This window comes from Paenibacillus sp. RC334 (assembly GCF_030034735.1).
GTDB lineage: Bacteria > Bacillota > Bacilli > Paenibacillales > Paenibacillaceae > Paenibacillus > Paenibacillus terrae_A.
This window is the reverse complement of sequence record NZ_CP125370.1, coordinates 3,334,829-3,347,654: the sequence shown is the minus strand read 5'-3', so window position 1 is coordinate 3,347,654 and position 12,826 is coordinate 3,334,829. Positions and strand designations below refer to the sequence as shown.

Here is a 12,826-nt window from a genome sequence, read left to right as displayed (position 1 = left end):
ATTCTGTAATAGTAAAGAGTCGATCGTTCTGTATAGAGGAATTGTGATTTGTGCCGAATGTTATCTGAAAGTCACTAAAAAACCTTCTGTAGTGGAAACTCCAAAGAAAATTGGGAAGGATTAAAAAAGATAGCCCAATAACCTCAGATATGTTAATATATTGATAATTATGGTAAATGATAAAAACTTTATGAATAGGTCATCCTCTCGGGGGGTGACTGTTTTTGTTTAGCACTAGGTATTATCAATATAAGTGATGATGTAAAGCCATACTCAGTGCATGGGCCTTCGATGCAGCCTACTATGATGGCAGAGGATCATATGGCAGTGGATAAGCATTATTACAAGGAAAACAGTTTTCAGCGAGGGGATATTATCGTTTTTCAGAAGGATGATGTACAATTTGTAAAAAGGCGACTTACCTAACATGCTTAATTTCCCGTTAAGAGGTGAGTCGAATGTTGTACCGGAAGGTATGATTTTTGTGTTGGGAGACAATCGGATGAACGGCACAGACAGTCGTCTTCTTGGATATATTTCAACGAATAAGGTGATAGGCAAGGTTATTGCACTGAACGGGATTCCGTTAGACGAAATAAAATAAAGCCTGTACTGTACGAGGAAGTGGAAGCAAACCAAACGATTTTAAAGCAAAGGCGGGGATGAAGGCATGTGGAATAGTCTAACTTGGGTGATCGTCGGCGTGTTGTTGGTGGCGTTGGGTTGGATTGTTATGGCATGGCGTGGTCGCAGCAGCAAAAAACAAGTGAATGGACAGCGGAACAGTAATGTCGTTGAATTTCGTCCTCGTAAGTCTGCCCGACAATCCCGGACCGGAAACGTGTCCAAATCTAAGGTATCTTCGGATTCCCGCGCGAATACAAATGCAGCTGGTATTCAAGTCCAATCTGGGTTTGGACTGTCTGACTCTATCCAGAGCACGGGCAAGCAAAAATGCTCCTTTTGTAAAAAAGAAGACAAATTAACCTTTTACGCAGATGACAATGGTTCTCTGTACGGGGTATGCAAGGATTGCAAGCACAAGGCGGAACGACAGGACATGCTGCCACTTTAGCCGGTGCAGATGATACGGAAATGGCAGAGTATTTTGAAGAGCATAAAAATCCCCAATCGTGACTTAAACGGCGGGGATTTTTTGTTATATCAACATATTTATCGAATCTGTCTGTCGAGCAGTTCCTTCAGCGCCTCTGCGATATGATCTGGTCCATAAGACAGCTCTTGCTTGCTTAAGCTCAACCAGGCATGACGCTCGTCCATATCAAAGGCAGTTTCCAGCCAACCGGACAATCCTCTACCTCTGCGATCCACTTCCACAAGCACATGGACGCCTTCAGGCTCCAACTGCATAATTAGCTCCAGCTCCTCGATATCGCGTGCATATTCCGATCCGGGCGTAAATTCAAATTCCTGTACAAATGGAACACCGCGTCCCAGCTTGGGATGACGTTCACAGGTGGAAGAACGGAATCGGAAGCCCAACAGGTGAACGGCCTCAAACACCGTATTCATATAGGGATGCGGCTCGATTTTGAGCGAGTCACGGTCGGTCGGGTCCAAGGCCATACCGATGTCTAATGCTGTATCCAGCCATACAGGTTGTTTGGCATGAGTGACAGGTGTTTCCAATGGCAACCGAAAAGAAAAAGGAATTTCAAGCTCCTGACCTTGCTTTAAATGAAAGCCGTCGGATACCTTGACCCGAGCGATGCAGCAGGTGGAAGTAGTCTTCTTGTCATCGTGCTCTTCGATATATTCGGTTTTAAGTTCGATATCGATTTTGCCGATTTCCTGATCAATTTTACCACCTTTGATGCGCATGATGCCACTAAGCTCCTCGCCAGGGACATACACGGCCTGGTCCACCAATGTATCGACTTTAGCTGAACCAATTCCTGCACTTGCCAAGATCTTGTTGAAAAAACTCATAAGTAAGCCCCCCGATAATATCATGGTCATAGTATTCATACGAAAACTAAGAAAACTTGTACAGCTTAACCGGATATACGGGGCAATTGCTCGAATCGTTCCAAAAAAACACAAGAAAAAATCCGCTGGTTGTCGTGCTTTTATCGCAGCCTGACGGCAAATTTTCCGTGCTAATCGCAGTTCACTTTATGGGGTGGTATAAAGCAATTACGGCAACGTGGCTCATACGCCTCTGAGTCGCCGATCATTACGATGGGTCCTACAGTGGAAGGCTTTCCGTTCACCATACGCTGGGTATATACAGCTTCTGAACTTCCACATACGGCGCAAAAGGAAGCTAGCTTTTCGATGTCATCTGCCATGGCGAGTAAACCGCCGACATATCCGAATTCCTTACCCCGGTAGTCCAAATTGAGTCCATCTGCAATCACATGCTTGCCACAGTAGGCTAACTCCTCCACCAACGTCATGATGTGACGACTGAAAAACTGTACTTCATCAAAGGCGACCACATCGGCATCCTTCGTTTCTTCCAAAATCCGCTGAACGAGCTCATCTGTGAGTTTTTTCGGAATGGAGATGGCAGGCAGCCGATATCCGATGCGGCTTACAATTTCGTCCTTGGCGTAGCGATTATCTTCAGCTGGTTTGTAAGCGACCACCTTGCGGTGTCCGTATTGAATTAATTTTTGACAGCGGCGAATCAGTTCGCCGGATTTTTCGCTAAACATGGGGCCTGTAATGATCGTAATTCGTCCTGTATGCAACGCGAATTCCCCTCTCTGTAACATGCGCATAACGCTGTGAATCATCATTCCCGAAAGAAAAGGCCATTATAGATTACCATAATGTGCAGCAAACAGACTAGAGAAAATATATTGTTTTTCGACATGTTATTGTATATCTATTCTTTGAATGTAAATGTGGACGTCATTGCTCTGTTGCCGTGAGCATGATAAGGTGAAGTATAGTGGAATAAAGGGGAAGAGGGGACAGGTATGGACCAAAAAGATACGGATTATAGTGCCAAAAAAGAAGCATTACTGGAGCAAGGGCTGGTAAGCCCACAGGCACAAGAGTTGATCACGGAGCTGGAGACGGAGCTTGATCTTCTGCGCAAGCAAAATGAATCGTTTCGCAAAGCACTACGGGCCAAATCAGCCCAAACGTCAAGGATGTCTACCAAATTACGGGATGCCTTATATGAATGATATGCTGCAGGTTGTTAGACAGCCTGTAGTCTATGCATAACACTATATTTTGTACAGAGAAATAAAGAGAGTACAATAAGCTATATATAATCAATGTTAATGGAGGAGAAGCATGACTATACATTGTGATGTTGCAATTTTGGGCGGAGGAACCGGGGGATATGTGGCAGCAATTCGTGCAGCCCAGCTCGGCAAGGAAGTCGTTATTATTGAAAAGGACAAACTAGGTGGAACCTGTCTGCATCGTGGATGTATCCCGAGCAAGGCTTTGCTGCGCAGTGCGGAAGTATATGCGACGATTAAGGAAAGTGCGCAATACGGCATTGAGACCTCGGGAGCGCAACTTGTTTTCCCTAAGGTACAAGAGCGCAAGGAAGCCGTTGTGGAGCAGCTACATCAGGGCGTGCAATTTTTGATGCGTAAAAATAAAATCACGGTGCTGAGCGGCAAAGGACGCGTAATTGGGCCGTCGATTTTTTCACCAAAAAGCGGTGCAGTTGCCGTGGAGCTGGAAGATGGCGAGATGGAGACGATTGTTCCTGCCCATCTTATTATTGCAACGGGATCACGACCGCGTGTACTGCCCGGATTGGAGCCGGATGGCGAATTTATTTTGAGCAGTGACGAAGCGTTGACGATGGAAGAACTGCCCGCTTCCCTGATTATCGTAGGTGGTGGCGTTATTGGCGTGGAATGGGCTTCCATGCTGAACGATTTTGGCGTGGAGGTTACGGTGGTTGAGGCGGCGAATCGGCTTATTCCAACCGAGGACGAGGACGTTTCGCGTGAAATGCAGCGCCTGTTAACCAAGCGTGGAGTCAAGGTGCTGACGGGCTCGCAAGTGCTGGCTGAAACGTACGGTAAGGATGAGGAAGGCGTACAGATTGACGTGCAAAAGGGGGACGAAACCGAAACAATCAGCGCTTCCAAGCTGCTTATTTCGGTAGGTCGTCAGGCGAATGTGGAAAATATCGGGCTGGAAAATACGGATATCCGAGTAGAGCGTGGCTTTATATCGGTTAACGAGCATTTGCAGACGAATGAGCCGCATATTTATGCGATCGGGGATTGCATCGGGGGCTTACAACTGGCGCATGCAGCGAGCCATGAAGGGCTGCTGGCGGTCCATCATCTGGCGGGCGAAGTGGTTCACAGCATACCGAATTATCTGATTCCGCGTTGTATTTATACACGTCCTGAGGCAGCGAGTGTCGGCTTGACGGAGCAAGAAGCCCGTGAGCGTGGACATCAGGTGAAGACAGGGAAGTTCCCTTTTCAAGCTATCGCAAAATCGCTGGTGTACGGTAGTCGGGACGGCTTCGTTAAAGTGATTGCCGATGAGAAAACAAATGATATTCTCGGTGTACATATGATCGGTACGCATGTAACGGATCTCATCAGCGAGGCGGCTCTTGCGCAGCTGTTGGATGCTACGCCGTGGGAAGTCGGACAGCTGGCTCATCCGCATCCAACATTGTCGGAGATTTTGGGAGAAGCGATGCTGGCGGTTGATGGACAGGCGATAGGGATTTAAATAATTCAAATAAATCGGTGCTTTTCTTTTTGGGGAGAAAAGGATTATAATGGAGTTAGCCAGAGTTTAGTACCAGGTTTTAAGACAAGATGGTACTAGGTGCTGGTAGTAGGATGTTTGACACTTAAGGAGGTGCCTCAATGAGTTCAAAAGGCGCTGTAGACGCTGGCTTCAGACATGAACAGCTGGGACTGACTCACGGACAAGTTATTGACATGTACAGATATATGCTGCTCGCAAGAAGATTTGACGAGCGCAACATGCTCCTGCAACGGGCAGGGAAAATTAATTTTCACGTTTCCGGCATTGGGCAGGAGGCGGCACAAGTAGGTGCGGCTTTTGCACTGGACCGGGAGAAGGACTATTTTCTTCCCTATTACCGGGATTACGGATTCGTACTTGCGGTTGGTATGACGCCACGCGAACTGATGCTGTCGCAATTTGCCAAGGCGGATGATCCCAACAGCGGTGGCCGGCAGATGCCCGGTCATTTCGGCAGTAAACGGCTGCGTATTGTGACAGGCTCCAGTCCGGTGACGACGCAGGTTCCACACGCAGTGGGTGTAGCGCTGGCTGCCAAGATGCAGAAGAAGGATTTTGTATCGTTCGTTACATTTGGTGAAGGCTCCAGCAACCAGGGGGATTTTCACGAAGGCTGTAACTTTGCAGGTGTGCAGAAGCTGCCAGTTATCATTATGTGTGAAAACAATCAATATGCGATATCAGTTCCGGTTCATAAGCAAATGGCAGGCAAGGTGAGCGACCGTGCTTTGGGATACGGATTCCCTGGGATTCGGGTCGATGGTAACGATGCGCTGGCAGTGTATGCAGCCGTCAAGGAAGCGCGTGAACGTGCTATTCGTGGCGAGGGGCCAACGCTTATTGAAGCGATGATGTACCGCCTGTCTCCTCACTCTACCTCGGATAATGATCTGGCTTACCGGACCAAAGAGGAAGTGGATGAGAACTGGGCCAAGGACGGCGTTGCCCGTATGAAAAATTATTTGCTGGAATGCGGCATTTGGGATGAGGCCAAGGACGCGGATTTGTCTGCTGAGCTGCTGCTCGAGGTCAAGGAAGCGATTGAATATGCGGATAATGCGCCTTTTCCGAAGCCCGAAGATACGCTACTGCATGTTTATGCTGACAGCGATGGGGAGGGCCGGTAATTATGGCGGTTATGGAATATATTGATGCGATTCGTCTTGCCATGAAGGAAGAAATGGAGAAGGATGAAACGGTTTTTGTGTTAGGTGAGGATGTTGGTGTTAAGGGTGGTGTCTTTACGACCACCAAGGGTCTTATGGATCAATTCGGTGAGCAGCGTGTCTTGGATACGCCATTGGCAGAGTCGGCTATTGCCGGAGTTGCGATTGGTGCGGCCATGTACGGAATGAAGCCAATTGCCGAAATGCAATACTCGGACTTCATGCTTCCGGCAACCAATCAGATTATTAGTGAAGCAGCTAAAATTCGCTATCGCTCTAACAACGATTGGAGTTGCCCTATTGTAATCCGTGCGCCCATCGGTGGGGGGATCTTTGGCGGCTTATATCACTCACAGTGTCCGGAATCTATCTTTTTTGGCACACCGGGTCTGAAAATTGTAGCGCCTTTTACACCTTATGACGCCAAAGGATTGCTGAAGGCAGCCATTCGTGACCCTGATCCAGTGTTGTTTTTTGAAAACAAAAAATCCTACAAGCTCATCAAGGGTGAAGTACCTGATGATGATTACATCGTTCCGATTGGTAAAGCCAATTTGCTGCGTGAAGGTGACGATATTACGGTCATCGGGTACAGCCAACCGCTACATTTTGTTATGCAGGCTGCTGAGGAGCTGGAGAAGGAAGAGGGTATTACCGCACATGTTGTGGATTTGCGCACACTCCAGCCCTTAGACCGTCAGGCCATTATTGAAGCTGCAAAGCATACAGGCAAGGTACTCATCGTGCATGAAGACAACAAAACGGGCGGCATCGGTGCCGAGGTATCCGCTATTATTAATGAGGAATGTCTGTTCGAGCTGGATGCGCCGATTGAGCGCTTGTGCGCTCCAGACGTGCCTGCAATGCCGATCAGCCCGCCGATGGAGAAGTTTTATATGTTGAACAAAGATAAGGTTAAGGAAGCGATGCGCCGTCTTGCAATGTATTAATATAGAGCGGATTGGACGAAAGCATTCCAAAAGTGTAGCGGGGGTTGCGGTAAAACGCGCTCTCCTATGATGTTAAGGAGTTGAAAAAATGTCAGACCAAAAACAATGGACCGACGTGACCATGCCCCAATTGGCAGAATCGCTTGTATCGGCGACAATTGCAAAATGGCTGAAACAACCTGGCGAAACGGTGGAGCAATTCGAACCGATTTGCGAGGTCATTACAGATAAAGTGAACGCGGAAATTCCATCGACATTGGACGGAATTATGGGTGATCTGTTGGCAGAGGAGGGTCAGACGGTAGCCGTTGGAGAATTGATTTGCCGTATTCAGACGAAGTCGGCTGCACCTGTTGTATCAACTGGAGCGACTCCCGTTGCGCCACCACCTCAAGGCAACGCACAAGAACAAGTACAATCCCAACAGGGTGCTGCCTCAGATCAATCCATGCGGGGACGTTTTTCTCCAGCGGTGCAAACGCTGGCTGCTCAGCACAGCATAGACCTGAATCAGGTGACAGGCACAGGCATGGGTGGACGAATTACTCGCAAAGATGTGCTGAATTATGTACAACAGGGTGGTTCCGCTCAGGCAGGGGTATCCGAACAGCCAACTGCAACGACACCAGCGCAAGGCTCTCCTTTTGCCGGAAGACAGCAGTCTGCTGTTCAGCAAAGTACACCGATTCAAAATATGGACCCTGCAATTCCGGTGCGCAACAGCGGCATTCATTTGACGGAAGCTCCGAAAGCTCCCGTGATCGAAGTTGAGGGTGGCAACAATAACAGATCGGAGTATTTTATCGACGTTACACCGATTCGCAGTGCGATTGCCCGCAATATGCGGCAAAGTGTCTCTGAAATTCCACATGCCTGGACGATGATTGAGGTGGATGTAACCAATCTGGTGATGCTCCGCAACAAGATCAAAAATGAGTTCAAGCAAAAAGAAGGCATTAACATTACGTACCTGGCCTTCCTCATGAAAGCAGTCGTGAATGCCATCAAGGAATATCCGATCATGAATTCGGTATGGGCTGTAGACAAAATTATCGTCAAAAGAGATATCAACATTTCGCTGGCCGTGGGTACAGAGGACGCAGTTCTTACACCTGTTATTAAAAAAGCGGATCAGAAAAATATTGCCGGACTGGCGCGTGAAATTGACGATTTGGCACGTAAAACACGTGAAGGTACGCTCAAGCTGGACGATATGCAGGGTGGGACGTTCACTGTGAACAACACTGGCTCCTTTGGTTCAATACTGTCATATCCGGTGATTAACTATCCGCAGGCTGCGATTCTGACCTTTGAATCCATCGTTAAAAGACCAGTGGTGATTGATGATATGATCGCGGTTCGCTCAATGGCTAACCTGTGTCTGTCGCTGGATCATCGCATTTTGGATGGTGTGATCTGCGGACGATTCCTGCAACGGATCAAAGAAAACCTGGAAGGCTACACCTTGGATACGAAGCTGTACTAATCATCCGAACAGTTGGGTAAATGGACGGAGAGGAAGTGACAGGCCGTGAACAGACGACCGCTGGATGTAACCTATACGAATAGGATGGAGTACGCCCATGCATGGGATGTCCAGAAGGATATTGTAGGGAAGCTGGATGCGGGGGAGGCGAGGGAAACGCTTATGCTTCTCCAGCACCCGCCGACCTACACGATTGGCTCTCAGCGGCATCCTGAGCATCTGCTTCTCACGCCGGAGCAGTTGAAAGCTCAGGGAATCAGCGTCTTTCAGATTGACCGTGGGGGAGACATTACATATCATGGGCCGGGGCAGCTGGTCGGATATCCCCTGCTTATGCTGGGCAACCAGAAGGCGCTTGACCTGCACGGATACCTCAGGAGTCTGGAAGAGGTGATCATTCGGTTGCTGGCTTCCCATGGTATTGAAGGAAGTCGCAAGCCTGAATACACAGGGGTATGGGTCGGGAATCTTAAAATCGCGGCCATAGGAGTCAAATTCAACAAATGTAAGCACCGTCGGGGCTTTGTGACCAGTCATGGTTTTGCCTTCAATATCAAATCAGGGATACAGCATGAGGGCTTTCAGGGTATCGTTCCATGCGGAATTCAGGAATATGGAGTAACTTCATTGGAGGACTGCACACAGCAGACTTTTTCAGTGGAGCAGATTGCGAAGGAGATTGTACCTTACTTTGAGGAGCAATTTTCATTTGCGGCGGAATGGCAAAGTCATTCCCTCCTATAAAGCAAAGGCGGGCTATTCTGTGATGTACACGGAAGCCCGCCTGTTTTCTTGCGCCACAGCTTGTCCGCCTAGAGTCTCCATGGAGCACTGGGATGGGAGAATATCTTGAGCGGCGCAATCCATTATAGTGGCATAATCAACGGCTCAATCACCATGAACAGCGTAGAGCCAATCATCGCGGCGAGCATAATGTAGACGAAAAAACGAACCCATTTTTTGTTTGGCATGTGTAACTCCTTTAGGATAGGTTTAAGTCAGATATAAGACTATCTATCCGTATTGTAGCGTAAACGGGAAAGAGAGGGAAGTTCAATGACAGCAAAAGTAGTGAAAGACCGAATCGTACAAGAATTTATGGAACTCGTACAGGTGGATAGCGAAACCAAGCACGAGCAGGAAATATCGCGTGTTCTGAAAGAAAAATTCAATGCACTTGGGCTGGAGGTAACAGAAGATGATTCCCGCGAAAGAACCGGACATGGTTCGGGTAATCTGATCGTAACCTGGAAAGCGGAAGGCGCGGAGCAAGCACCTAAATTGTTTTTTACCTGCCACATGGATACCGTTACACCAGGCAAAGGCATTAAGCCGCAGCTGGGTGAGGATGGCTGGATTCGCAGTGACGGTTCAACCATTTTGGGGGCAGACGATAAGGCAGGGATTGCCGCTTTGTTCGAGGCGATTCGTGTCGTGCGTGAGCAGAAAATTCCCCATGGACAAATTCAGTTTGTGATTACGGCAGGTGAGGAGTCCGGTCTGTTCGGCGCACGGGCAATGAAACCAGAATTGCTGGATGCGGACTTTGGGTATGCATTGGATTCCAATGGTGAAGTAGGCTCCATTTGTGTGGCTGCGCCAACGCAGGCTCGTATTGAAATGAAAATTACTGGAAAATCTGCTCATGCGGGTGTAAATCCCGAAGATGGCATCAGTGCCATTCAAGTAGCTTCCAAGGCCATTTCCAACATGAAGCTGGGACGGATTGATAAGGAAACGACTGCTAACATCGGCAGCTTCGAGGGCGGCGGAGCAACGAATGTTGTATGCGATTTTGTGCTGATCCGGGCAGAGGCACGTAGTATTGTGCAGGAGAAGGTTCATCATCAAATCCAGCATATGCGTGAAGCACTGGAAACTACCGCGCGTGAATTTGGTGCACAAGGAGAATTCCGCAGCGAAGTCATTTATCCGGCATTCAGCTTCACAGAGCATGATGAAATTGTGCAGGTTGCGCAGCGTGCTATACAAGGGCTGGGACTGGCAACGCCGACCTTCCATTCCGGTGGTGGCTCGGATGCCAATGTATTCAATGGACTGGGAATTCCAACGGTGAATTTGGCTGTTGGCTACCAGAACATTCATACAACACAGGAAAAAATCAAGGCAGATGATCTGGTGAAGGTTGCCGAAGTGGTCCTAGCTCTTATCCAAGAGGCGACGAAGTAAGACTGGCGCGATACACATAAGGTTCAGGCTAAAGACAGGGATAGCGTTCCCTTGTCTTTAGACCTGAACCTTTTTTGGAACCATGAGCGAGGCGATCGTGGCAGCGGAGCCGTGTTCTTTTTGCCATTGCCGCAGTAGGGCTTGGATCTGCCAGGCTTTGCCGACAATATGGAGAGTGGTTTCGGTACGGTAGCTTTTCATTGGCGAATCTCCTTTGAACAGAGAAATTTGTTATAATACCACCATATGTCCGAAGTGGACAAGTTAGACTAAAGCTGGCGATAGCTAATGAAGAGATAGATGACGAAGGAGGCAACATGCTGATGAACAATCATAAGAAAGATCCAGTGAACGAACAGGTGAACAACCCAGACCGCAAGCCTTATTCCAATCCTGCGCTGGAGGAAAAAACGGTATCCACGCAGCCCATTTTTGAAGGAAAAGTGATTACGTTACAGGTGGATACGGTAGAGCTTCCCGACGGCTCCACGGGTAAGCGTGAAATCGTGAAGCATCCGGGGGCGGTGGCCGTGTTGGCGCTGCATGAGGGGAAAATGCTGGTCGTGGATCAGTACAGACAGGCGATGGGCCGCTGTGAGGTGGAAATCCCGGCAGGCAAGCTGGAAAAGGGCGAAGATCCAATGGAAGCGGCGGGACGCGAGCTGAGAGAAGAGACAGGCTATACTGCCAAGTCGCTGAAGCTGCTACATTCCTTTTATACTTCCCCCGGATTTGCGGATGAAATCATTCATCTGTATGTGGCTGAAGAACTGGAACTGGGAGAAATGGAACCGGATGAGGATGAGTTTCTGGAGCTGTTTGAGGTGACGCTGGAGGAAGCACAGGCACTCATTCGCGAAGGTCGGATTAGTGACGCCAAAACGATTCTGGCCCGTCTATGCGTGGCAGCTTCACCAACACACAGGGAGCTTCTAAGCGGTATGAATGGAAATACGGTGGAACTTACAGACTACTATGCTGATCTCCATATTCATATCGGCAGAACGGAAAAGGGAGATCCGGTCAAAATTAGCGGCAGTCGGGACCTGACTTTTGCCAACATTGCCAAGGAAGCATCTGGTCGCAAGGGGATCGGACTGATCGGTATCATTGACTGCCATGCCCCGAACGTGCAGGAGGATATCCACGCTTATTTGCAAACAGGTGAAATGGCGGAAATCAGGGGTGGCGGTATCGCGTACCGGGATACGGTTGTGCTGCTGGGAACGGAGTTGGAGATTCGGGCGGAAGGCCGTCCCGAGGCACACATCCTGGCCTATTTTCCCAATTTGGAGGCGATGGAGGATTTTACGCAATGGATGGCTCGGCACATGAAAAATGTCAATCTTAGCTCGCAGCGTATCTATGCTCCGCCACGCGAGCTACAGCAGCAAATTTACGGCCGTGGAGGCATAATGGTGCCAGCGCATGTATTCACCCCTCATAAGGGCATATACGGCAGCTCTGCGGCCCGTATGGAGGAACTGCTGGATATGCAGCTCATTAGCGGGGTGGAGCTGGGGTTAAGTGCGGATTCGTCTATGGCCGGATTGATATCGGAGCTGGACCGTTTCAGCTTCCTGACCAATTCGGATGCCCATTCGCTCGGCAAAATTGGACGGGAGTACAACAAATTATCCATGGCAAAGCCGAGCTTTGATGAATTCAGAATGGCTTTGGAGCGCCGGGAAGGACGACGGGTGTCTGCCAATTACGGATTAAATCCGAAGCTGGGCAAGTACCATCGTTCCTACTGTCAAAGCTGCGGTACGATTATGGATGAGCAAGAGATGGCGGACGAACGCTGCCCTGCCTGTGGTCATACCAAGCTGGTGCGGGGCGTACTGGATCGGATATGGAGTATTGCTGACCGTGAGCAGCCCGTGATTCCATCGCATCGTCCACCGTACATTTACCAGATTCCGCTGGAGTTTATCCCCGGTCTGGGCAAAGCCAAGCTGAACCATCTGCTGAATGCGTTCGGAACAGAAATGAATATTTTACATGAGGTTACACAGGAACAATTGGCGGCGGTTGTCGGAGAAGTGTTGGCAGAGCAAATTGTCCTTTCCCGGGAAGGACGACTTTCCCTCGTATCCGGTGGTGGCGGAACCTACGGCAAAATAGCCAAGTCCTAGTAAAGTCTTGTCCCCATAAAGTCATGTCCTATTAAAGTCATATCGGCGTCTGCTTGTTCATAACCATTAAATATCTATGCCGTTGGCTTGGCACATCACTCGTGAATCTTCTTTTGCAGCGCAAGCTGCCCCGAACCCTAGCCATCAGCTGTCGGATTA

Annotated in this window: 15 protein-coding genes and 1 pseudogene; 12 read left to right on the top strand and 4 right to left on the bottom strand. The window is 48.9% G+C overall.

The genetic code is table 11. The features are described 5' to 3' along the window. Nucleotides 1-201 precede the first annotated feature (201 nt). The 3 genes from QMK20_RS27705 to QMK20_RS15350 all read left to right on the top strand — a co-directional run bounded on the left by QMK20_RS27705 (nucleotide 202) and on the right by QMK20_RS15350 (nucleotide 1,075). Nucleotides 202-426: a S26 family signal peptidase gene (locus tag QMK20_RS27705; protein ID WP_404529622.1), complete on the top strand. Its 225-nt coding sequence runs from the start codon at nucleotides 202-204 to the stop codon at nucleotides 424-426. A 1-nt stretch (nucleotide 427) separates the two neighbouring features. Then, nucleotides 428-604, top strand: coding sequence for a S26 family signal peptidase (locus tag QMK20_RS15355; protein ID WP_283652300.1), 177 nt, complete (start codon nucleotides 428-430; stop codon nucleotides 602-604). A gap of 66 nt (nucleotides 605-670) precedes the next feature. Beyond that, nucleotides 671-1,075, top strand: a complete 405-nt coding sequence (locus QMK20_RS15350; RefSeq protein WP_283652299.1) for a hypothetical protein — start codon at nucleotides 671-673, stop codon at nucleotides 1,073-1,075. A 98-nt stretch (nucleotides 1,076-1,173) separates the two neighbouring features. Here QMK20_RS15350 and QMK20_RS15345 read toward each other — a convergent pair whose 3' ends face one another. Together QMK20_RS15345 and QMK20_RS15340 are read right to left on the bottom strand one after the other, a co-directional pair. Further along, the gene (locus tag QMK20_RS15345; protein WP_283652298.1) at nucleotides 1,174-1,950 is read right to left on the bottom strand and encodes a sporulation protein; all 777 of its coding nucleotides are present in this window, start codon (nucleotides 1,948-1,950) and stop codon (nucleotides 1,174-1,176) included. A gap of 170 nt (nucleotides 1,951-2,120) precedes the next feature. Then, a complete protein-coding gene (locus QMK20_RS15340; RefSeq protein ID WP_283652297.1) occupies nucleotides 2,121-2,717 on the bottom strand; it encodes a thymidine kinase in 597 nt (198 codons plus the stop codon). A 231-nt stretch (nucleotides 2,718-2,948) separates the two neighbouring features. Here QMK20_RS15340 and QMK20_RS15335 point away from each other — a divergent pair, with 231 nt between their 5' ends. The 6 genes from QMK20_RS15335 to lipB all read left to right on the top strand — a co-directional run bounded on the left by QMK20_RS15335 (nucleotide 2,949) and on the right by lipB (nucleotide 9,083). Beyond that, nucleotides 2,949-3,161, top strand: a complete 213-nt coding sequence (locus tag QMK20_RS15335) for a hypothetical protein (protein WP_283652296.1) — start codon at nucleotides 2,949-2,951, stop codon at nucleotides 3,159-3,161. A 112-nt stretch (nucleotides 3,162-3,273) separates the two neighbouring features. Beyond that, nucleotides 3,274-4,695 carry a dihydrolipoyl dehydrogenase gene (gene lpdA, locus QMK20_RS15330; RefSeq protein ID WP_283652295.1) on the top strand — a complete coding sequence of 474 codons (1,422 nt, stop codon included), beginning with the start codon at nucleotides 3,274-3,276 and terminating at the stop codon, nucleotides 4,693-4,695. Nucleotides 4,696-4,835: 140 nt separating this feature from the next. Then, complete coding sequence (locus tag QMK20_RS15325) at nucleotides 4,836-5,864, top strand: thiamine pyrophosphate-dependent dehydrogenase E1 component subunit alpha (protein ID WP_283652294.1); 1,029 nt, start codon at nucleotides 4,836-4,838, stop codon at nucleotides 5,862-5,864. A gap of 2 nt (nucleotides 5,865-5,866) precedes the next feature. Beyond that, complete coding sequence (locus tag QMK20_RS15320) at nucleotides 5,867-6,853, top strand: alpha-ketoacid dehydrogenase subunit beta (protein ID WP_044647636.1); 987 nt, start codon at nucleotides 5,867-5,869, stop codon at nucleotides 6,851-6,853. An 88-nt stretch (nucleotides 6,854-6,941) separates the two neighbouring features. Next, nucleotides 6,942-8,339 (top strand): dihydrolipoamide acetyltransferase family protein, encoded by a 1,398-nt coding sequence (locus tag QMK20_RS15315; protein WP_283652293.1) that lies wholly within the window; start codon nucleotides 6,942-6,944, stop codon nucleotides 8,337-8,339. Between the two features lie 45 nt (nucleotides 8,340-8,384). Beyond that, nucleotides 8,385-9,083 (top strand): lipoyl(octanoyl) transferase LipB, encoded by a 699-nt coding sequence (gene lipB, locus QMK20_RS15310; protein WP_283652292.1) that lies wholly within the window; start codon nucleotides 8,385-8,387, stop codon nucleotides 9,081-9,083. A gap of 122 nt (nucleotides 9,084-9,205) precedes the next feature. Here lipB and prli42 read toward each other — a convergent pair whose 3' ends face one another. Further along, nucleotides 9,206-9,310 (bottom strand): stressosome-associated protein Prli42, encoded by a 105-nt coding sequence (gene prli42, locus QMK20_RS15305; protein WP_014282171.1) that lies wholly within the window; start codon nucleotides 9,308-9,310, stop codon nucleotides 9,206-9,208. Between the two features lie 85 nt (nucleotides 9,311-9,395). Here prli42 and QMK20_RS15300 point away from each other — a divergent pair, with 85 nt between their 5' ends. Further along, nucleotides 9,396-10,529 (top strand): tripeptidase T, encoded by a 1,134-nt coding sequence (locus QMK20_RS15300; RefSeq protein WP_283652291.1) that lies wholly within the window; start codon nucleotides 9,396-9,398, stop codon nucleotides 10,527-10,529. Between the two features lie 57 nt (nucleotides 10,530-10,586). Here the strand turns inward: QMK20_RS15300 and mciZ are convergent, their stop codons facing one another. Further along, nucleotides 10,587-10,730 carry a Z-ring formation inhibitor MciZ gene (gene mciZ, locus QMK20_RS15295; protein WP_014282169.1) on the bottom strand — a complete coding sequence of 48 codons (144 nt, stop codon included), beginning with the start codon at nucleotides 10,728-10,730 and terminating at the stop codon, nucleotides 10,587-10,589. 116 nt (nucleotides 10,731-10,846) lie between these two features. Here mciZ and QMK20_RS27395 point away from each other — a divergent pair. Next, nucleotides 10,847-11,344: pseudogene (locus tag QMK20_RS27395) on the top strand (NUDIX domain-containing protein); the annotation flags it as partial. A 126-nt stretch (nucleotides 11,345-11,470) separates the two neighbouring features. Then, nucleotides 11,471-12,667 carry an endonuclease Q family protein gene (locus tag QMK20_RS15285; protein ID WP_283656288.1) on the top strand — a complete coding sequence of 399 codons (1,197 nt, stop codon included), beginning with the start codon at nucleotides 11,471-11,473 and terminating at the stop codon, nucleotides 12,665-12,667. Nucleotides 12,668-12,826: the final 159 nt, after the last annotated feature.